A 19,199-nucleotide genomic window follows, 5' to 3' on the forward strand; every position below is an offset into this window, starting at 1 on the left:
TTAATGACGATAACGGGCTATACCCTGTTTGAACTCAGTCAGCGTTGCTCGCTGCCGCTGTATGCGATTGTCGACCCGATGCGTTATCCGGCATTGCCGGATTTCTGGCGTGCGTTTCAGCCGCGAGCGGCGCAGATATGGCAACGCTTGCGCTTTGAGGGTGCCGGCGACGACTGGCAGCGTTGGGCGCCGATGGTGGTGCAGGTGGAAGAGGGCGGACCGGGGGAAACGCTGCTGCACTGGCTGGCGGATACGCAGCCCGCGCGCCATCAGGGCGTGATGTTGATGCATAGCGAGCAGTCGCTGACACCAGTGGCTGATTTCTGGCAGCAACGTCTGCGCTGTCGCTACCCGGACGGTACGCTGGCGCAGTTGCGCAGTTACGTACCGGATGTGCTGCGGCTGTGGTGGCAAACGCTGAGCGGCGAGGAACAGGCGGCGTTTATCGGGCCGCTGACGGGGTTGTATCTGCCGCTGGCGGAAGACGACTTCAGCGTTCCCTGCCGCTATCAAGCGCTGGTGGGCCAACATGAGGCGCAGCCGGTGCCGCAAGCCACCCATGACGACTATCTGATTACCCTGAACCGCGACCAGTTTTATCGGTTATCCAACGATAACCGTCTGCACCGACTGGCGAATGAGCTGTTTCTGTATGCCGGCACATTGCACTGGATGCAGTTGGATGTCGAAGTGGTGAAAAGTCGCTTTCTCAGCGGCATTACGTTGGCCCGCAACTGGTATCCGCTCGCCTCGGAAACGGAGTGCGAAGCCTGGTCGGCCCACCGCTGGGTAATCGGCAGCGAGTTTTATCATCACCCTGTTTTTATTCATTTGACCGAGCGTTATTCACTGGGCGACAGCATACGGATTTTTAAATCCGACTCCGCCCAGGTGGAAGACGTTCGCCTTCATTATCACCGGCCCGGCTGGATGCGGGGCGAATTACCGGATACGACGGAGGTTATGCCGTGACGCTGTCTCACTCTTTTCTGCGTCTGCAACCGGAAACGGAAGCGGCCTGGCAGGCGCGACTGGCTACAGGCGGGTGCTTCGTGGTCGCCGAAGCGGCGCTGAACGATGCGGTTCCCTGGCTGGCGGAGCGCTGGGGCGGCAGTCTGGAGCAAACCCGTCTGTACTGGGGTGAAACCGGACAGGTTCATGCGTCCGTCTCGCCTTATTGTATTCCCGTCCATCCGGCCAACTGGCCGCAGGTGCGCGAACATCTGTTGACGCAGTCAGGCTGGGGGATTGGAGTTCAACTCGACTGGTTTATGCAGGCTTACTCGCCGCTCGACCAACTGCTGGAGCTGGTAAAACACCTGCGGCAGTGGAGCCTGGTCGCTACTCAGGAGGGCGACAGCGCTATTCTGCGCATCAGCGATTGGGAGGTGATCACCCCGTTACTGACGGCGAGTTCGGCACAGGAAGCCACCGCGATCTACGGCCCGATCGCTACCTTCTGCGATATTGCGCCCGATGGTGTCGTACAGAGCCTGACGCTAACCGAACGAACCGCCCACAACCCGCCCGATACCTTGCCGCGCTCGCTCAGCGAGGCGCAGTGGCTGGCGCTGCTGGCGCCGGCGACGCGTCAGGCGCTGGACAGCTACATGGCGCATCTCCGCACGCATCACCAGTGCTGGCAGGCGAGCGATGACGACGCCTTGCTGAATTTCACCCGTCAGCAGACCGAACAGGCCCGTATTCAGGGATTTAATAACGACCGCGATATCGTGCGCTATCTGGCGCTGGCCACCGAGCTGGAACCGGCCTTTATCCACCAGCCGTGGGCGCAGACGATTCTGGCGCAGCCGGAGTACATCGGCGCGCAAAACCGTATGGATCGCCTGTATAAGGCGGCGATTGACCAACTGGACGACGCATAACGAAAAAGGATGACTTGTCATGAGTCAGGATAAAAAGGCGACGCTGCTGTCGAGTGAAGACGCAGCCAATCAGAATTTTGCCACGGATAACCAAATCTCAGGCGGTTGCGCCAAATGCGGCTGCGAAGTGTTGATTCACTACCACTATGACTCCGGGAAACCGGTGCCTAACGCGCCGTTCATCCTGATTGATAGCAACAAGACGGAAATCCACGGCAAAACCGACGCCAACGGGTTATGCAAAATTTACGACATGGGATGCGGCACGTTTGAGCTGATGCTGGATGAAGGCTCCGACGATTTCAAACCCCGTGAAACCGTGGAAAACAACCCGGTATTACAGTCAAATCCGGCTTATGCGACGCTGGCGGGAGAATATTTCACGCTGTTTTTGTTGCTGCGCAAGCAGGGATTGGTGACCTACGACGCGGATGACAGCAGCGATCGGCATGTGGATGTCGACGGCGCGGGGATTTTTACCTCCATTCCCAAGGAGTACCGCAAATCCTATGACCGTTTCTGGGAGCTGGATAAGCGCATCAACCGCGGCAGCCGACAGCTAAAACAGGCGATTAACAAAATTCATCATAGTCTGGCGGCGGAAGTGGCGGACAAAGGCGGGGATGACAACGCGGCGCTGATGCTGTTTTGTGAAATCGCGCTGGGCTTCATTCCGGTGGTCGGGCAGGCGATGGATGTCTATTCGATCGGCGAGTGGAGCTGGCAGTCTTACCAGGAGCCGGCCAGGCTCGAAGACCCGCTGCATATCGCCGAAGGCGCACTGTGTGCGATAGGGGTGATTCCAGGATTAGGCGATGCGCTGAAGGTCAGCGGACGGGCGATTATCCGGGCGCTCAAGGTCGGGACGCCGAAAGAGCTGCAGTTCGCCATCAGGACTATCCGCAGCCTGTCGGACGGCAATCTGGTGAAAGGGTTGACCAAACTGCGCGCCGAGCTGCGAAATTACGGCGCGCAAGCTAAAGCGCTATTGCTGAAGATTCACGCGGCGCTCAAACAGGTGCTGGCCGAGTCGAAGCTGAAAAACAACTGGATTGTGTCGCTGATGAAAGACAGCTTCAGCGCCATGATCACCGCGCTGGAAAAGCTGATCGCCAAATACGACAGCGCGCTGGCCTACATTGAGTCCAAATTCAATGAGTTTATCGGCAAGGTCATCACCCGCGTGAGCGGCAGCGCCAGGCCGAAGGGCAGCATCGCTAAAGCCGCCGAAGCGCCAAAAGCGCCGGCGCATGCTGAAAGCCAGGCGGCCAAACCGGCTACCCCAAAATCCGACAATTCAATAACCAAGGCCGATGACGGAAAGCCGACAAATGCGGTGAGTGAAAAGAAACGGCGCACATCGTCGAAAGAAACCGAGGACATTAGCGCCGGGAGTAATAAGGGCGAGCAACCGGATCACGCTCCGCAGCAGAAAAAAGCCGGGGAAGAGGACAACGCGTGCAAAGCTGGCAGCGATAAGTGCCAGGGGGAAGGCGAGCCGGTGGATATGGCGACCGGTTACGTGGTGGACTGGCGCACCGACGTTGAGCTGACGGGGTTGCTGCCGTTATCCATGAAGCGCTATTACCGTTCAGGCGGGGAGCGGAAGCCGGGGCTGTTAGGGGCGCTGTGGCGCACCAACTGGGATATGAGCCTGGAGCTGGAAAACGGCATCGCTACCCTGACCGACGGCGAGTTCAACCAGGCGGTGTTCGTGCTGCCTGAAGAGGGGGCGTTTAGCCGCGCGCCGTCCAGCCCGCAGTGGCGGTTGGCGCGTCAACAGGGGCAGCTCGTGCTGCAACATGTGGACGGCTTGCGTTATCGCTTTGAGCATGCGCTGGGGTTGCAACTGTGCCTCAGCGCGATTGAAGACCGGGCGGGCAACCGGATTACCCTGCTGTGGGATCGCGCTGAACTGTGCTGGATAGTGCTGCCGGATGGCCGTCTGGTGCATGTAGAAACGCAGCGGCGGCGGATAGTCAAACTGACGTTGTGCGACGAGCATCGCCAGCCGCTGAAAACGCTGTCCAGCTATCAGTACGATGCACAAGGTCATCTGCTGAGCGTGCGGGCGGGGGAAGGGCGCAATTTCGACTATCAGTACTCACCGCAGGGCTGGTTGCTGCGCTGGTCGGATTTGGCGCACACCTGGGTTGAGCACGAGTACGATGCCGCGGGGCGCGCGCTGCGTGACCGCACGGCGGAGGGGTTCTGGCCGGGCGCGTTTCGTTACGACGATGACGCCTTCACCAGCCACTACCACAGCGGTTTTGGCGGAGTGACGACCTATGTGCGCGATGCACGTAACAATATTCTGTTGCGCCGGGAGCCGGACGGCGGGGAACACCGTTTTGAGTGGGTGGACAACCAACTGGCGGCGGAGATTGACCCGCTGGGCGGGCGCACCGAGTATCAGCGTAACGACTGGGGGCAGGTGACGGCGGTGACGCTGCCGGACGGGAGCGTACACCGTTACGATTACGACGATGACGGTCAGTTGCTGGCTTATACCGACCCGCTGGGCAACGCCTGGCATTATTCCCGCAATGCCCAGGGGTTGGTGGAAACGGCCAGCGATCCGGAGGGGCGGAGCTGGCATCATGCGTATACGACGCAGGGGCTGTTGTCGGCGGTAACCGGGCCGGATGGCCGCGAGCAGCGTTATCATTACAACCGGCGCGGGTTGCTGGAACGGCTGGAACCGGGCGAGGCGCCGGCGGTGACCTTTTTCTACGATGGTCATGACCGGTTGACGGCGCGACACATCGCGCACGAGCAGGGCGTGCAGGTGCGGCGCTGGGATTATGAAGGTGGCCGCAACACGCCGTCGAAAGTAGTGTATGAAGACGGTAGCGAAACCCGCTTTGGCTACGATGGTGAAGGCAACCTGACCTCGGTGACGGATGCGCTGGGGCAGCGCTACCTGTTCCGTTACGGGGCGTTTGATAACCTGCTGGAAACGACCGACCCGCTGGGGGCGACCGTCCGCTATCATTACAATGCGGAGTCGGAGTTTGCCGGGGTGACCAACAGTCAGGGTCAGGTGTGGCAGTACCGGTTTGATACGGCAGGTCGATTAAGCGAGGAGCGACATTACGACGGCCGGGTGTACCGTTACGACTACGATGTGGCGGGCCAACTGACACGGCGCATCGCGCCGGATGGCAGCCGGCTGGAGTATGGGTATGACGTCGGCGGCCGCCTGAGCGAGATACAGGCCAGCCGTGCGGACGGTGCCAGTGAAGGCGCGACGACCTTTGCATATGACCTGTCGGGCCGGCTGCTGAAGGCGGCAAGCCCGGACGCGGTGGTGGAGTACGCGTATAACCGCACCGGTCAGGTGGTGTCGGAGCGGGTAAACGGCGAAGAGGTACGCACCGGCTACGACGACGGCGGGCAGCGGTCGGTGGTGGAAGGGCTGCTGTCGTCGCTGAGTCTGGGCTGGCAGGGCGGTCGGCTGACCACGCTGAGCATCGGCTCGCATCAACCGCTGACGTTCAGCCACACGGCGTCGGGGTATGAACAGCGGCGCAGCAATGGCGAAGGCTTTGTGTTGCGCCACGAGTGGAGCGCCACCGGGCTGCTGTCGGGCCAGGCGCTGGACGGGGTAAATGGGGTGCTGGAGCGCCGCTACCAGTACGACGTGCTGGACCGTCTGACGGGCATCACGGACAGCCACTGGGGCGAGCAGGCGTTCCGGCTGAACGGCGCCGGGCAGGTGACGGCGGAGCGTCGCGATCAGGGCAGGCAGCGGCAGGCGCGGCTGTTTGGTTACGACAGCGAACAGAACCTGTGCGAGGTGTCGGCGATAGCGCCGGACGGCGCGGGAAGGCTGTCGGCAAAAAACGCGGCGGTGCAGTCGTCGTCGGGGTACGATGAGGCGGGCCGGGTAACGCAGCGCGGCGGCCGTCAGTATCAGTACGACTCGTGCGGCCGGCTGGTGAGCCGGCGGGAAAACCGTCCCGGCTTCAGGCCGCAGGAAACGCGGTTTGAGTGGGACGCGCAGGACCGGCTGGTGCGGGTGAGTTTGCCGGACGGTGCGCGGTGGCGGTATGGTTACGACGCGTTTGGACGGCGGGTCAGCAAGGTGCGCGAGGGCCAGGTGCCGTCGGCGCAGGCGGTAGCGCGGGTGTCGTACCGGTGGGACGGTGACCAGCTGTCGGGTCAGACGCAGTACCGTGTTGACGGCAGCGTGGCGCGTGCGGTGCAGTGGGTGTACGAGCCGGGGAGTTTCCGGCCGCTGGCGCAGGTGGAGGAGCAGGCGGGTCAGACGCGGCTGCACTATATCGTGGCGGACCTGACGGGGACGGCGCGGGAGCTGTGCAGCGAAACGGGAGAAGTGCACTGGCGTGGCGAACAGGGACTGTGGGGACCGCACCGGGAAGAGAAAATCCCGATCCCGCTACGGCGTTATCTGGGTGATGCGGCGAACGAAGAGGTGTACTGCGAGCTGCGTTATCAGGGTCAGGTATACGACGCGGAAACGGGGCTGTACTACAACCGGCACCGCTACTACGACCCGGAGCTGGGGCAGTATATCTCGGCGGACCCGATAGGGCTGGCTGGGGGGCTGAGGCCGCAGGGGTATGTGCATAACCCGATGGAGTGGGTGGATCCGCTTGGGCTGGCTGAATCTGTATGTAGAGATGCCTCTGGAAGACCGCTTAAGAGTTCTCAATATTCAGTAGCTTACGAAACTAAGATCGATGACCAATTTTATCCTGGTCGCTCTGATAAAGTTCATTTCCAAGATGCAAATAAAAAGCTACATGAGGCAATGCAGGCTGACCCGAGCTTTGCGAAAAGTATGGAGGGTATGTATCCAGGAATCACCGATGGGGTTAAGCCAGGACCTCGTGGTGCGTATCCAAGACGCTCACCTATAAGTGATTTGACGTGGCATCACCATCCTGAGAAACCTGGAGTGATGCAATTAGTACCTTTATCTCAGCATCAGGCTCCCGGAGTGGTTCAAGAAACCTTACATCCAGGTGGAAAAGGAGGAATGTATAATTGGGGCGGAGGACGATGAAATGGTTCAGAAAAATCTAAGAGAAGTATTAAGTGATGCTGGAAATATTGATTGGCGTTTAGCTTTATATCTACCTAAGGATGTTTCATCTTGGGGTTTAGATTCATTAGTTATGGTAGAAGATCCCGATGACGTAGATTCAGATGATCCAGATGAAGATCCTGATGTAGTTAAAGATGCCGGGTACAGGTATGTCATGGGAATCCAATCAATACAAGGCATAGTTAATAATGCAAATCTTCAGAAGAATAATGTGTCAGATGAGGATTTATTCAAGGCATTTATATATTACTTCGAAAATGATGCTTTTATTAAATTATAAGCGCTAATAATGCTGAAATTAGGCCGGAAGTGATCCAACGATCCTTCCGGCTTTTTTCTATTTAGCTGTCAGCGCTATTACTCCAGCACCGCGCCCGGTTCAGCCCGGAGCATGATCCGGCCTGGCAGCGCTTCAATGCTGAGCGGCGGGGTGAGTAAGCCGCTCTGGGTGAGCCAGTCGCCTGCCAGCGTCAGTTCGCCGTTGTCGCCCACCTAGTCCGCGCCGTCGGTGTCGCTGCCGTCCAGTTCGGCCACCAGCGCGGCGATATCGGTGTTATCGTCCAGCTGGGTCAGCATCAACCTGTTGCGGTACTATAAGTACACCCGTTTTAGTTCCACAGCACCACAATCCCACAGCCACAGTATAGTAACGCTCTATACCCGCGTTTTGCGTGACGTAAAGCCATGCATAACCATCCTCCTCCTTTGTCAGCTGATGATGAACCCTGTTGATGCGATGTGATTGATCCCTCTTTTTCTGTTATTTCCTGGATTTTGGTCGGTATTTGGGACAGTCAGCCATCCGGAACCGGTGTAAGGTGTCGGCGATAATGCCGATAACGGTGATGGAAGGATGACATAGCGCGCATTGACGCTATCCCATGCGCATTCTTGTCGGGCATGCCTTTGTTCATGAGGGCTGCTGGAGTAGAGTAGGTAGTTCCCTGTGGCGATTCCTGAACAGAGGGAGCGGTATATCAGGCGGTGGGCCCTGATGTGAATCAACGGGAGGATGCGTATGGGGATTTCTCCGGCGCTGATTGCGCAGGCCGTTGAATGGCGGCGCAAACTGCATGCCAATCCGGAACTGGGCTATCACGAACGTCAGACGTCCGAGATGGTTGCGACGTTGCTTGCCACTTTCGGTTTTCAGGTGCATACCGGGCTGGCGGATACCGGCGTAGTGGGAACGCTGGAGAATGGACCTGGTCCTGTCATTGGGCTGCGGGCCGATATGGATGCGCTGCCGGTTACCGAACTGAGCGATCTTACCTATAAATCCCAGCGTTCCGGCGTTATGCATGCCTGCGGTCACGACGGGCATACCGCCATGTTGCTGGCCGCCGCCTGCCATCTTAGTGAAACCCGTCGTTTTAGCGGTACGGTGCGCGTGGTGTTTCAGCCGGCGGAAGAGAATCTGGGTGGTGCGCGACGCATGGTGGAAGAGGGGTTGTTTACCCGTTTTCCAATGGATGACATCTATGCGTTGCATAACTGGCCGGGGCTGCCTGTTGGGCATGTCGGGCTAAGCAGCGGGGCGATGATGGCCTCGCTGGACTCGTTTGAAATCGTGCTGATCGGCAAAAGTTGCCATGCCGCCATGCCGGAAAACGGCGCCGACCCGATTATGGCCGCCTCTCAACTGGTGTTATCGTTACAAACTATCCCTTCACGACGCCTGTCGCCTCAGTCGTCTGCGGTGATCAGTATCACGCAGATTGCCGGCGGCGAGGCCATCAACGTCATTCCGGAAAAAGTGGTGCTGCGCGGCACGCTGCGTTGCCTGCAAGCCTCGGTGCGCGAGCAGGTGAAGGCGTTGATTGCGCAGTTTGTGGCGCAAATTCCCGAAGTTTTCGGCGTCACTGGCTCCATTGCTTATTACCCCGGCTACCCGGTTACCCAAAACGACGCACAAGCGGCGCAGGTGGTGCGCGAGGTGGCGGAAACGACATTTGGCGCGAGTCAGGTACATTGGGAAATCGCGCCTTCGATGGCGTCCGAGGATTTCGCCTGCATGCTGGAGCACTGTCCCGGTGCCTATTTCTGGTTAGGAGCCGATGGCGAGACGCCATCCCGTCCGCTGCATAATGCCTGCTACGACTTCAATGACGCATTGATTCCACATGGTGCCGCTATGTGGGTGGCGTTGGTGGAAAACCGGTTGCCGATGGGGTAAATGTTTCCGGTCTGCGTTGGATGGCGGGAATAATTGACGTTAATGGAAACTATTTTTCCTTAAAGTATGATTTTTATTTTTTCTTGATTCAAATTGCAATTGGGAATAATAAAACAGAAACCGTTTCCTATAAATTCTGTTGCCAGAGTGGTGGCGAGCGTTTTTTCCGTTGATTCAACGAGGAACCGCCATACAATGTGGTTTTAAATTGAACGATGACCCGGCGTTTTATTTTATTTTCATGACATAAATAGTGATGAAATGTTTCGTTTACGTAATGCTCTGGTATGAAAATAATCATTTTTGCGTCATGTAAATATTCCATATAAGAAATAGATTTATTCCTGAAAGTAATTAGCTGAATAATTATTTTAAAATATAACGAAATTAGAGGGGCCAAAAATACCCGTTTTTTGGAAAATTGCAACGCAGGTTTATGTCACTGTTTTGCTGGTAACAATATGTCTTTTTTGGTTGTTTTATTTTTATAAAATATTGATTTATATGATAATTTTTTATTTTTTGGAGCTTGCGGATATCAAAAGTATATTAGCGTTGACCACGTGTCAGCGTTATGTGTATGATTGGCGAACGAAGCAGAAATATATCTACACATTTTGAATACAGTTCTGTCGTTTTTTATTGGCTTACTGATTTCATACGGTTTAAGAATGCGTTGAGTGAATGCGCCGAGGCGGCGGGTTCTATTTCGTGCATATCGTCGGTCGAAAAACAAACATATCCAAAATAATTCGAGTTGCAGGAAGGCGGCAACCGAATGACCCCCGGGAACTTACATAAGTCAGTGACCGGGGTGAATGAGAGCAGCCAACACACCTGCAACTTGAAGTATGAAGGATATAGCCTATTTGTTCGCTGAACAGCCCGGTCTGTCATGGATTCTGGCGGGTCGTTCAGTAGGATTCGACCTTATTTTTTCGGGCCAGGGTGCCCTCACGTTGGTATTGACATATGGCAAAAGGAACTGACGGTGCATCTGTCGCACCAAAGGAACGTATTAATATCAAATATGTCCCGGCCACTGGTGGTCAGCAGGCGGAAATTGAACTGCCGCTTACGCTGATGGTGGTGGGAAATATGAAAGGACGCACAGAAGAAACGCCGATTGAAGAACGTCAAACGGTGTCTATCGACAAGAACAACTTCACTTCGGTGATGAAAGAGGCCAACCTGGAGCTGAATTTCAGCGTACCTAACCGTCTGGAAGAAGACAGCCAGGATGACCTTCCCGTCAAACTCAGCATCGCTTCGCTGAATGATTTCTCCCCCGATCGCATCGCCCAGCAAGTGCCGGAACTGCGCAAACTGTTGGAACTGCGTGAAGCCCTGGTCGCGCTGAAAGGGCCGTTGGGTAATATTCCCGCTTTCCGTAATCGCCTGCAGGATCTGTTGTCCAGCGAAGAGGCCAGAGCGCAGCTGCTCAAAGAGCTGGATCTGGTGAAACCCGCCGAATAATTGATTGTTACTGACGAGAAGGGAAACAAACATGTCAATGGTTGAAGAACAGGCCCAGACAGGCGCGGCCGGTGGTTCATCGTCGCTGCTTGAAGAAATCATGGCGCAGGCGCGCATCACCCCGGTGGATGAAGGTTATAACGTCGCCAAGCAGGGGATCGCCGCGCTGGTGGCCAACATTCTGGACAGCGGTAACGCGGCCGAGCCGGTGAACAAGGCGCTGGTCGACAGCATGATCGTTGAGCTGGACAAGAAACTCAGCAAGCAGATCGACGTGATTCTGCATGCGCAGGAACTTCAGGAGCTGGAATCCTCCTGGCGTTCGCTGAAACTGCTGATCGATCGCACCGATTTCCGCGAAAACATCAAAATCCTGCTGCTGCACGCTACCAAAAACGAGCTGCTGGAGGACTTTGAGTTCGCACCGGAAATCACCCAGTCCGGTTTCTACAAACACGTTTATTCCAGCGGCTACGGCCAGTTCGGCGGCCAGCCGATCGGCGGGGTGATCGGCGATTACGCGCTGACCCAGAGTTCGCCGGATATCAAGCTGATGCAGTATGTCAGCGCGGTAGGCGCCATGGCGCACGCGCCGTTCGTCTCCTCCGTCGCACCGACCTTCTTCGGCGTGGACAGCTTTACCGATCTGCCGTCCATCAAAGACCTGAAATCGGTGTTTGAAGGCCCGGCCTACACTAAATGGCGTTCGATGCGCGAGTCGGAAGATGCCCGTTATCTGGGCCTGACGGCACCGCGTTTCCTGGCTCGTCTGCCTTATGACCCGGTAGAAAACCCGATCAAAGGGTTTAATTACAAGGAAGACATCAGCGCTAACCACGAACACTATCTGTGGGGCAACACCGCTTATCTGATGGGTACCGCCATCACCGACAGCTTCGCCAAGTACCGCTGGTGCCCGAACATTATCGGCCCGCAGAGCGGCGGCGCCATCACCGATTTGCCGGTGCATGTCTATGAAGCGATGGGCCAGTTGCAGGCCAAGATTCCGACCGAGGTGTTGATCACCGACCGCCGCGAATACGAAATGGCCGAAGAGGGTTTCATCACCCTGACCATGCGCAAAGACAGCGACAACGCCGCGTTCTTCTCCGCCAACTCGGTGCAGAAACCCAAGGTATTCGCCAACACCAAAGAAGGTAAAGAGGCGGAAACCAACTACAAACTGGGTACGCAGCTGCCGTACATGTTCATCATCAACCGTCTGGCGCACTACATCAAAGTATTGCAGCGCGAGCAGATCGGTTCCTGGAAAGAGCGTCAGGATCTGGAGCGCGAGCTGAATAACTGGATCAAGCAGTACGTCGCCGATCAGGAAAACCCGCCGGCAGACGTACGTAGCCGTCGCCCGCTGCGCGCCGCCCAGATCAAGGTGCTGGACGTAGAAGGCGAACCGGGCTGGTATCAGGTGACCATGGCCGTGCGCCCGCACTTCAAGTACATGGGGGCGAACTTTGAACTGTCCCTGGTTGGGCGTCTGGATAAGGAATAACGACTGATGCCGTCGCTCTCTGCCTGGGAGCGGGGATCCGCGGCCAGCCTGTTTGATCGTATCCGGGGAGAGGAGCGCCGTTCCTCTCCCGAAACGGAGTTGGAAGACTTGATCGAGTCGGTGAAACGCCAGCTCGATCAGGTGCTGAATACGCGCCCCGGCAGTTGTCGCAGCGCACCCGAGCTTGGCGTGATTGATTTCAATGACGCCACGCAGGGCGGCGCGGACATTCGGGGCAAGATCCGTGAAGCGATCCGACAGTGTATCTGCCGCTTTGAACCGCGAATTGTCCATGTGGACGTCAGTGCATCGGACTATCTGTCCAATCCGCTGGAGATGTCGTTTCAGGTCACCGCACATGTGCGGCTGGAAGATCTGGAGCAGGTCACCTCCTTCAATATTCATATGGACAGCCACCGCCATTACAGAATGATGTGATTATGTCGCTGGAACATTTCTTCAGGGATGAGCTCGCCTATTTGCGCCTGCAGGGGCGCGAATTCGCCAAGGCACACCCTGAACTTACCCGATTTTTGTCAGAACAGACCACGGATCCGGATGTCGAGCGGTTGCTGGAGGGTTTTGCCTTTCTGACCGGCAGCCTGCGGGCGAAGATCGAGGATGAGTTTCCGGAGCTGACGCACGGCCTGCTGGGCATGCTGTGGCCGAACTATTTGCGCCCGGTGCCCAGCATGACCATCATGCAGTTTTCGGTACTGCCCGGCGCCATCGCGCAACCGGCATTCGTGTCGCGCGGCTGCGAGCTGGACAGCCTGCCGATCGACGATGTGGTGTGCCATTTTCAGACCTGCCACGATGCCTGGATCTACCCGGCGGATATCCGCCAGATCAACGCGCAAAGCGGCAACGACATGTCCGCCATCACGCTGGATATCGGCCTGCACGGGCCATTGTCGCTGGGGGATCTGCAGCTCGATAAACTGCGTTTCTTCCTGGGCGGCGACCGCTATACCGCCTATGAACTCTATTTCTGGATCGCCAGTCAGTTATCGCACATTGAGCTGGAAATTGACGGTAAACGCTTTCGTCAGGAAGCGAATGTGCTGAAAACCGTCGGCTTCGAGCGCGAAGACGCGATGCTGCCGTATCCCGGCAACGTCTACTCCGGCTACCGCATCCTGCAGGAGTACTTCTGTTTTCCGGAAAGTTTTCTGTTCTTCCAGCTGTCCGGCGCCAGTTGGCCTAACCAGCCGCTGATGGTGACGGATTTCAAACTGCACTTCTGCTTTGACCGGCCGTTGCCGGCGGAACTGAAAATCCGCCCGGATTCGTTCATGCTCAACTGCGTGCCGGCCATCAACCTGTTCCGTCATGACAGCGAACCTATCAACCTGGACGGCCGCCAGACCGATTACCCGCTCAAAGCCAGCTATCGCCACGCCGACAGTTTCGAAATTTTCTCCATCGACAAGGTGGAAGGCTGGGTGGAAGGCAACAGCGGACGCTCGCGCGGCATTCCGCGGCTCTATCAGCCTTTCGAAAGTTTCCAGCATCAAATCGAGCGGGCCAAAGGGCGTCTGGCGCTGTATTACCGCATCCGGGTGCGTGAAGCGGTCAGCGGCGACGGTTTCGATCACCTGCTGTCGTTTGTGCGCGGCGACGAGAAAGAGGTGATCGATCTTGATGAATCCATTTCGGTCAGCCTGACCTGTACCAACCGTTCGCGTGCGGCGCAGTTGCCGGTGGGCGCCATCTGCGTGCCGACCGGCAGTTCGCCGTCCTTCGCCACTTTCCGCAACCTGATTCGACCGAGCCGTCCGCTGCGGCCGGCGCTCGACGGCAGCCTGCACTGGACGCTGATCTCCAACCTGTCGCTGAACTATGTGTCGCTGCTGCGCCGCGATGCGCTGGTGCAGATTCTGCGTACCTACGACTTCCCGGCGTTGCATGACAAGCAGGCGGAGCAGGCGTCGCGCAAGCGGCTGGCGGGGATCGAGACGATTGAAACCACGCCGGTGGACCGGTTGGTGCAGGGGATGCCGGTGCGCGGGCTCAAGTCGGTCTTGTCGGTGCGGCAGTCGGCGTTCTCCAGTGAAGGCGAACTCTATCTGTTCAGCACCGTGCTGGCGCATTTCTTTTCGTTGTACGCCAGCGTCAACGCCTTCCATCTGCTGGAAGTGGTCAACATCGATAACAAGGAGCGCTACCGATGGCCGGTGCAGATAGGTCAGCACTCGATGATGTAATGCCCGATCAGGCGATGTTTCGCCAGGACGCGCGCCACTTCAACTTTTTCCAACTGGTGGAGTTGCTCAACCAGATGGAAGGCGTCGACCTGGAGCAGGCGCTCGATTTCCGGCCGGAGCTGGAGCGCATTCGCTTTCGCTCTACCGCGTCGATTGGCTTTCACCCCAGCGATGTGCTGCGGGTGGGCGAAGATCGTGACGGCCGGCAGGAGCTGGAAGTGGCGTTTCTCGGGCTGCACGGCAGCCAGTCGCCGATGCCGGGGTATTACCTCGAAGAACTGGCGTGGGAGTACGCGCAGGGCGAGCAAAAACTGGGCGTGTTTCTCGATTTTTTCCACCATCGGCTGTTGACGCTGCTGCACCGCGCCTGGCGCAAATACCGCTACCACGTCCGTTTCCAGAATGACGGCGAAGACGGTTTTTCCCGGTTGATGTTCGCGCTGGTGGGGCTCGGCAACGACGCGGTGCGCGACAGCCTGCCGGTCAACCGGGCCAAGATGCTGTCTTACGCCGGCCTGCTGGCCAGCCCCAGCCGTTCGCCGGAAGTGGTGGCCGGTCTGGTTATTCACTGCTTTGACCTTGAAGACGTAGAGGTCATCGCCTGGCAGCACCGCAAAGTACCGATTTTCGAAGACCAGCAAAACCGGCTGGGGCGCGCCAACAGCGTGCTGGGCGGGGATTTTGTCATCGGCGACAAGGTGAATGACTGCGCCGGCAAATTCCTGCTCAAAGTGGATAACCTCAGCTTCGGCCGTTTTCTCAGTTTCCTGCCCAACGGCGAGCATTTTCAGCCGCTGGTGCGTTTTGTTTCCTTCATTCTGCGTGATCAACTGGCCTGGGACCTGCGCCTCGGTTTCGCCGAAGGAGAGGCCAGAGGGCTGCGGCTGGGCGATGACCAGAGCAGCCGTCTGGGATGGAGCAGCTTTCTCGGGCAGCCACCCGCCGACCCGTATGTGACGATTTGTGTGCAGGAGTAATTGTGAACGAAAACAACCCACTCACGCTGGTGGTGCTCAACAGCGAACAGCTGGATATCAATTCGCAGGTGCAGCACCGGTTTGATCACCGCGGCGGCACGCTGGGCGCGTCGGAAAAGGATCAATGGCAACTGCGCGACCGGCTGGGAGCGGTATTGCCGGAACATGCGCGCATCGAATTACAGGACGGCCATTTCTGCGTGTGCGACCTGAGCGGCCAGACCTTCATCAACGGCGCGCTGTCGCCCATCGGCCGTGACCGCCGGGTGAGTCTGGAGCACGGTGACGAACTGGTGATCGGTCCGTTCCGGCTGGGGGTCTACCTTGAGGATCCGGCGCGCGAGCAGGACATCGATCAGGTGCTGGGGCAGCGCCCCGGCGACGTGCTGGAAGGGTGGCTTGACGAAGAACGACACAGCCCGACCGTCGAAGAGACGACGGCGAGCCGATTTAATGACCCGTTGTGGGCGTTGCAGCAGGAACAGAGCCGCTCGCCGCTGGCAACGGAGGGTGAGCGCGGCGACGAACTGCCGGCCTCGCTTTCTTCTTTTTCTGCCGTTGAGGACACCATGGATCAGAAATTTGTGGAATTACCGACCATTGATAGCCCGCACGCCGGGGCGGGTCTGGGCGGGCAGGTTGACGCAGTGACGCTGGCGCCGCTGCTGCGCGGGCTGGGCGTATCGCTGAATACCGGTGATGAGCAGCAACTGCGCGACATGCTCGAAGAGATGGGCCGAAGCCTGAAGGCGATGGTGGAAGGTCTGCTGACGCTGCAGGCCGATCAGGCGGCATTGGCGGACACCCATCTGCGGCCGATCGAAGATAACCCGCTGCGGCTGGGGCTGGATTACACCGATACCCTGTCGCTGCTGTTCGCCGACGATAAAAGCCCGGTGCATCTGTCCGCGCCCGCGGCGGTCAGCGAAGTGCTCAGCAATATGCAGGCGCATCATCGGGCCAACCAGCAGGCGATCGCCGTGGCGCTGGAAAGCATTTTGCAGGCGTTTTCACCGGCGGCGCTGTTGGGCCGTTTCGAACATTATCGCCGCAGCGGCGAACGTCAGGCGCTGGACGACGGCTGGGCGTGGCAGATGTACCAGCACTATTACCGTGAACTGACCTCGCCGCGTCAGCAAGGGTTCCAGAAACTGTTCCATCAGGTGTATGCGCAGGCGTATGACCGCGCGGTTCGCCAGCAGCAGGAGCAGAAATAATGCTGCGAGTCTTAATGCTGCGAATCGGGTGGTTATGTGCCTTGATGCTGCTGCTTCCCGGCTGTTCCACGATCGGCAAGATGGCGAAGGTGGCGGCCAATCCGGATATTCAGATAGGCAGCAACGATAACCAGCCGTCCACCGTCGGTTTCAGTCTGGTGGCGGAGCCGGACGTCAACCCCAGCGAGAGCGGCGAAGCCGCGCCAGTCGAGTTTCAACTGGTAATGCTGGCGGAAGACTCCCGCCTGCTTGCTACCGATTACGACCAGGTGACCACCGATATCGAAAAAGCGCTGGCCAAGAATTACCTCAGCCATCAGGACTACACGCTGCTGCCGGGGCAGTTCAAATACCTGCCGCCGGTCAAGCTGGATGAAAAAGTGCATTACATCGGGGTGATCGCCAAGTACGCCGACCCGGACAGCGCCGAGTGGCGCAAGGTGATCAAGCTGAAAAACACCGGCCGCACTTATCAGCTTCTGGTGCATCTGCGCCGTGAAGAAGTCGAAATCAAGAAAGATCAAGAAGAAGAATAACTATGTCGAGCCGAAATCGGATTATTTGGCGGGAAGGGCTGTTCATCAAGCCGCAGCATTTCCAGCAACAGCAAAGACACACGGACTACGCGCTGCATGCACGCCTCAGCGCGCTCAGTGATTATTTTTACGGCCTGCAATCACTGGCGATCAACGAGGAATACCTCAACTTCGGGCGCATTGCGCTGGTTAACGCCACCGGGGTGATGCCGGACGGCACGGTATTCAACATTCCGGGGGATGACGCGCTGCCGCAACCGCTGGAGATCACCGATGTGGCGCTGGCTAACCAGAAAGTGTATCTGGCGCTGCCGCTGGCGGTGAACGGCGTCAGCGAAGTGGGGCAGACGGGCGCCGGCATCGCCACCCGCCTGCAGTCGCATCGACACGATGTGCGCGATTTGCACAGCGAAGGCGGCGACGTGGTGTCGATGGAAGTGGGCAAGGTCAGCCTGCGGCTGATGCTGGAGCGCGATGACCGCAGCGCCTACGCCTCGCTGGCGATCGCCAACATCCTCGACAAGCGGCCGGACGGCGGTCTGGTGCTGGACCCCAATTTCATGCCGTGCAGCATCAGCGTCACCGCCATTCCGAGCCTGAAACGCTTTCTGGGCGAGTCCGCCGGTCTGGTGGCGGAACGCGCCCGCAGCCTGGCCCAGCGTATCGCCGCACCCGGTCAGCAAGGGGTGGCGGACGTGGCGGAGTTCATGATGCTGCAACTGCTTAACCGCGCTCAGCCGCAGCTGTCGCATCTGGCGCGCCTCGGTACGTTGCACCCGGAGCGGCTGCACGAAGCGCTGGTGCAACTGTGCGGCGAACTGATGACCTTTACCGACGAATCGCGCCTGCCGCCGGAGTTTGCCGCTTACCGCCACGAGCATCAGCAATCCAGCTTCGAGCCGCTGATGATGGCGCTGCGTCAGGCGCTGAGCACCGTGCTGTCGCCACGCGCAGTGTCGATTCAGATGAAGGCGCAGCCTTACGGCGTGCGGGTGGCGCTGGTGGGCGACGCCGAACTGATGGCCGGCGCCGAATTTGTGCTGGCGGTGCGCGCCCGTATGCCGCAGGAGCATCTGCGCAAACAGCTGTTGCAGCAAACCAAGATCGCTTCCAGCGACAAAATCCGCGAACTCATCAGCCTGCAACTGCCCGGCGTGCCGCTGCTGCCGCTGCCGGTGGCGCCGCGCCAACTGCCGTATCACGCCGGCTACAGCTACTTTCAGTTGGACAGGCAAAGCCCGGCCTGGAAATCGCTGGTCACCAGCAACACGCTGGCGTTCCACATCGCCGGCGAATTCCCGGAACTGGACATGCAACTGTGGGCCATCCGCGGCCAGTAGTTAACAGGAGGAACCCGTGAGTACCGACATCATCAAAAGCGATCAGTTGGGCGACCTGCTGTATGACAACGCCCGGCAACTGGATATGGATTCCGATTACTGGTTTCGCCTGCGCGGGCAGAGCATCAACCCGATGATCGACGCCGTTACCCCGCTGCTGGGCATGGTGGAGCGTGTGCGTCAGCTGTCGGAATACGACGGCGTGGCGGAGCTATACCAGCGCGTGCAGTCCGAAATTCAGGCTATCGAGCAGGAACTGCATTCCCACGGTTACGAGAACGGCGTGATTCTGTCGTTCCGCTACATTCTGTGCACCTTCATTGACGAAGCGGTGATGGGGCGAGAGTGGGGCGGTCAGAGCGTGTGGTCCGCCCATTCGCTGCTTACCCGTTTTCACAATGAAACCTGGGGCGGCGAGAAGGTGTTCGTACTGCTGGAGAAGCTGCTGGATGACCCAGCGCGCTACCGCGACATTCTGGAATTCATCTACCTGTGTCTGTGCCTCGGTTTTGAAGGCCGCTACCGGGTGATGACGCAGGGGCGCGAAGAGTTGGATCGGGTGGTGCGCCGCTTGCACGACACCCTGCGTCCGGAGCCGGAAAATACGCCGACGGTGTTCCACCTCAATCTGGGGCAGCAGTCTTCCCGTTACCAACTGCGTAAACAGATTTCGCTGCGCACCCTGTTTATCGGCCTGTGCGTGGTGATGGCCGCGGCGTTTGGCCTCTATCACTACCAGCTAACCAACCAGACCCAGGACGTGCTGCGTCAACTGGGAGAATTATTACAATAACAGGAGC

General features: G+C 58.2%; 15 protein-coding genes and 1 pseudogene. 15 read left to right on the top strand and 1 reads right to left on the bottom strand.

All coding sequences use genetic code 11. The features are described 5' to 3' along the window. Positions 1 to 3 precede the first annotated feature (3 nt). The 4 genes from DDA898_RS06875 to DDA898_RS06890 are packed head-to-tail and all read left to right on the top strand — an operon-like array spanning position 4 to position 7,240. Positions 4 to 972 carry a DUF4123 domain-containing protein gene (locus DDA898_RS06875; protein ID WP_038910665.1) on the top strand — a complete coding sequence of 323 codons (969 nt, stop codon included), beginning with the start codon at positions 4 to 6 and terminating at the stop codon, positions 970 to 972. Further along, positions 969 to 1,886 (top strand): DUF4123 domain-containing protein, encoded by a 918-nt coding sequence (locus DDA898_RS06880; RefSeq protein ID WP_038910666.1) that lies wholly within the window; start codon positions 969 to 971, stop codon positions 1,884 to 1,886. The genes DDA898_RS06875 and DDA898_RS06880 overlap by 4 nt, the downstream gene beginning before the upstream one ends. Positions 1,887 to 1,905: 19 nt before the next feature. Next, on the top strand, positions 1,906 to 6,918 hold the full coding sequence (locus tag DDA898_RS06885) for an RHS repeat-associated core domain-containing protein (protein ID WP_159077858.1): 5,013 nt from the start codon (positions 1,906 to 1,908) through the stop codon (positions 6,916 to 6,918). Between the two features lies 1 nt (position 6,919). Continuing rightward, positions 6,920 to 7,240 carry a DUF7716 domain-containing protein gene (locus tag DDA898_RS06890; RefSeq protein ID WP_038910667.1) on the top strand — a complete coding sequence of 107 codons (321 nt, stop codon included), beginning with the start codon at positions 6,920 to 6,922 and terminating at the stop codon, positions 7,238 to 7,240. Positions 7,241 to 7,317: 77 nt separating this feature from the next. Here DDA898_RS06890 and DDA898_RS06895 read toward each other — a convergent pair. Further along, positions 7,318 to 7,551: pseudogene (locus DDA898_RS06895) on the bottom strand (SymE family type I addiction module toxin); the annotation flags it as partial. Positions 7,552 to 7,978: 427 nt separating this feature from the next. Between DDA898_RS06895 and DDA898_RS06900 the strand changes: the two are divergent. The 11 genes from DDA898_RS06900 (at position 7,979) to icmH (ending at position 19,192) form a co-directional block, all read left to right on the top strand. Then, entirely contained in the window at positions 7,979 to 9,136 is a 1,158-nt protein-coding gene (locus DDA898_RS06900) for a M20 aminoacylase family protein (RefSeq protein ID WP_038910668.1), read from the top strand. Next, positions 9,097 to 9,309 carry a hypothetical protein gene (locus DDA898_RS23090; protein WP_152490673.1) on the top strand — a complete coding sequence of 71 codons (213 nt, stop codon included), beginning with the start codon at positions 9,097 to 9,099 and terminating at the stop codon, positions 9,307 to 9,309. The genes DDA898_RS06900 and DDA898_RS23090 overlap by 40 nt, the downstream gene beginning before the upstream one ends. 799 nt (positions 9,310 to 10,108) lie before the next feature. Next, positions 10,109 to 10,612, top strand: coding sequence for a type VI secretion system contractile sheath small subunit (gene tssB, locus DDA898_RS06905; RefSeq protein WP_013317138.1), 504 nt, complete (start codon positions 10,109 to 10,111; stop codon positions 10,610 to 10,612). A gap of 31 nt (positions 10,613 to 10,643) precedes the next feature. Further along, positions 10,644 to 12,122, top strand: coding sequence for a type VI secretion system contractile sheath large subunit (tssC, locus tag DDA898_RS06910; protein WP_013317139.1), 1,479 nt, complete (start codon positions 10,644 to 10,646; stop codon positions 12,120 to 12,122). 6 nt (positions 12,123 to 12,128) lie between these two features. Beyond that, positions 12,129 to 12,560, top strand: a complete 432-nt coding sequence (gene tssE / locus DDA898_RS06915; RefSeq protein WP_013317140.1) for a type VI secretion system baseplate subunit TssE — start codon at positions 12,129 to 12,131, stop codon at positions 12,558 to 12,560. 2 nt (positions 12,561 to 12,562) lie between these two features. Next, positions 12,563 to 14,329, top strand: a complete 1,767-nt coding sequence (gene tssF / locus DDA898_RS06920) for a type VI secretion system baseplate subunit TssF (RefSeq protein WP_038910669.1) — start codon at positions 12,563 to 12,565, stop codon at positions 14,327 to 14,329. Continuing rightward, positions 14,293 to 15,306 (top strand): type VI secretion system baseplate subunit TssG, encoded by a 1,014-nt coding sequence (gene tssG / locus DDA898_RS06925; RefSeq protein WP_038912465.1) that lies wholly within the window; start codon positions 14,293 to 14,295, stop codon positions 15,304 to 15,306. The genes tssF and tssG overlap by 37 nt, the downstream gene beginning before the upstream one ends. Before the next feature lie 2 nt (positions 15,307 to 15,308). Next, the gene (gene tagH, locus DDA898_RS06930) at positions 15,309 to 16,523 is read left to right on the top strand and encodes a type VI secretion system-associated FHA domain protein TagH (protein WP_033111721.1); all 1,215 of its coding nucleotides are present in this window, start codon (positions 15,309 to 15,311) and stop codon (positions 16,521 to 16,523) included. Next, positions 16,523 to 17,059 carry a type VI secretion system lipoprotein TssJ gene (gene tssJ, locus DDA898_RS06935; RefSeq protein WP_107768237.1) on the top strand — a complete coding sequence of 179 codons (537 nt, stop codon included), beginning with the start codon at positions 16,523 to 16,525 and terminating at the stop codon, positions 17,057 to 17,059. Before tagH ends, tssJ begins: the two co-directional genes overlap by 1 nt. Positions 17,060 to 17,061: 2 nt before the next feature. Then, positions 17,062 to 18,399: a type VI secretion system baseplate subunit TssK gene (gene tssK / locus DDA898_RS06940; RefSeq protein WP_013317145.1), complete on the top strand. Its 1,338-nt coding sequence runs from the start codon at positions 17,062 to 17,064 to the stop codon at positions 18,397 to 18,399. 16 nt (positions 18,400 to 18,415) lie between these two features. Next, on the top strand, positions 18,416 to 19,192 hold the full coding sequence (gene icmH, locus DDA898_RS06945; RefSeq protein ID WP_038910670.1) for a type IVB secretion system protein IcmH/DotU: 777 nt from the start codon (positions 18,416 to 18,418) through the stop codon (positions 19,190 to 19,192). The last annotated feature ends 7 nt before the right edge of the window (positions 19,193 to 19,199 follow it).

Origin of the sequence: Dickeya dadantii NCPPB 898 (genome assembly GCF_000406145.1) — a bacterium.
GTDB lineage: Bacteria > Pseudomonadota > Gammaproteobacteria > Enterobacterales > Enterobacteriaceae > Dickeya > Dickeya dadantii.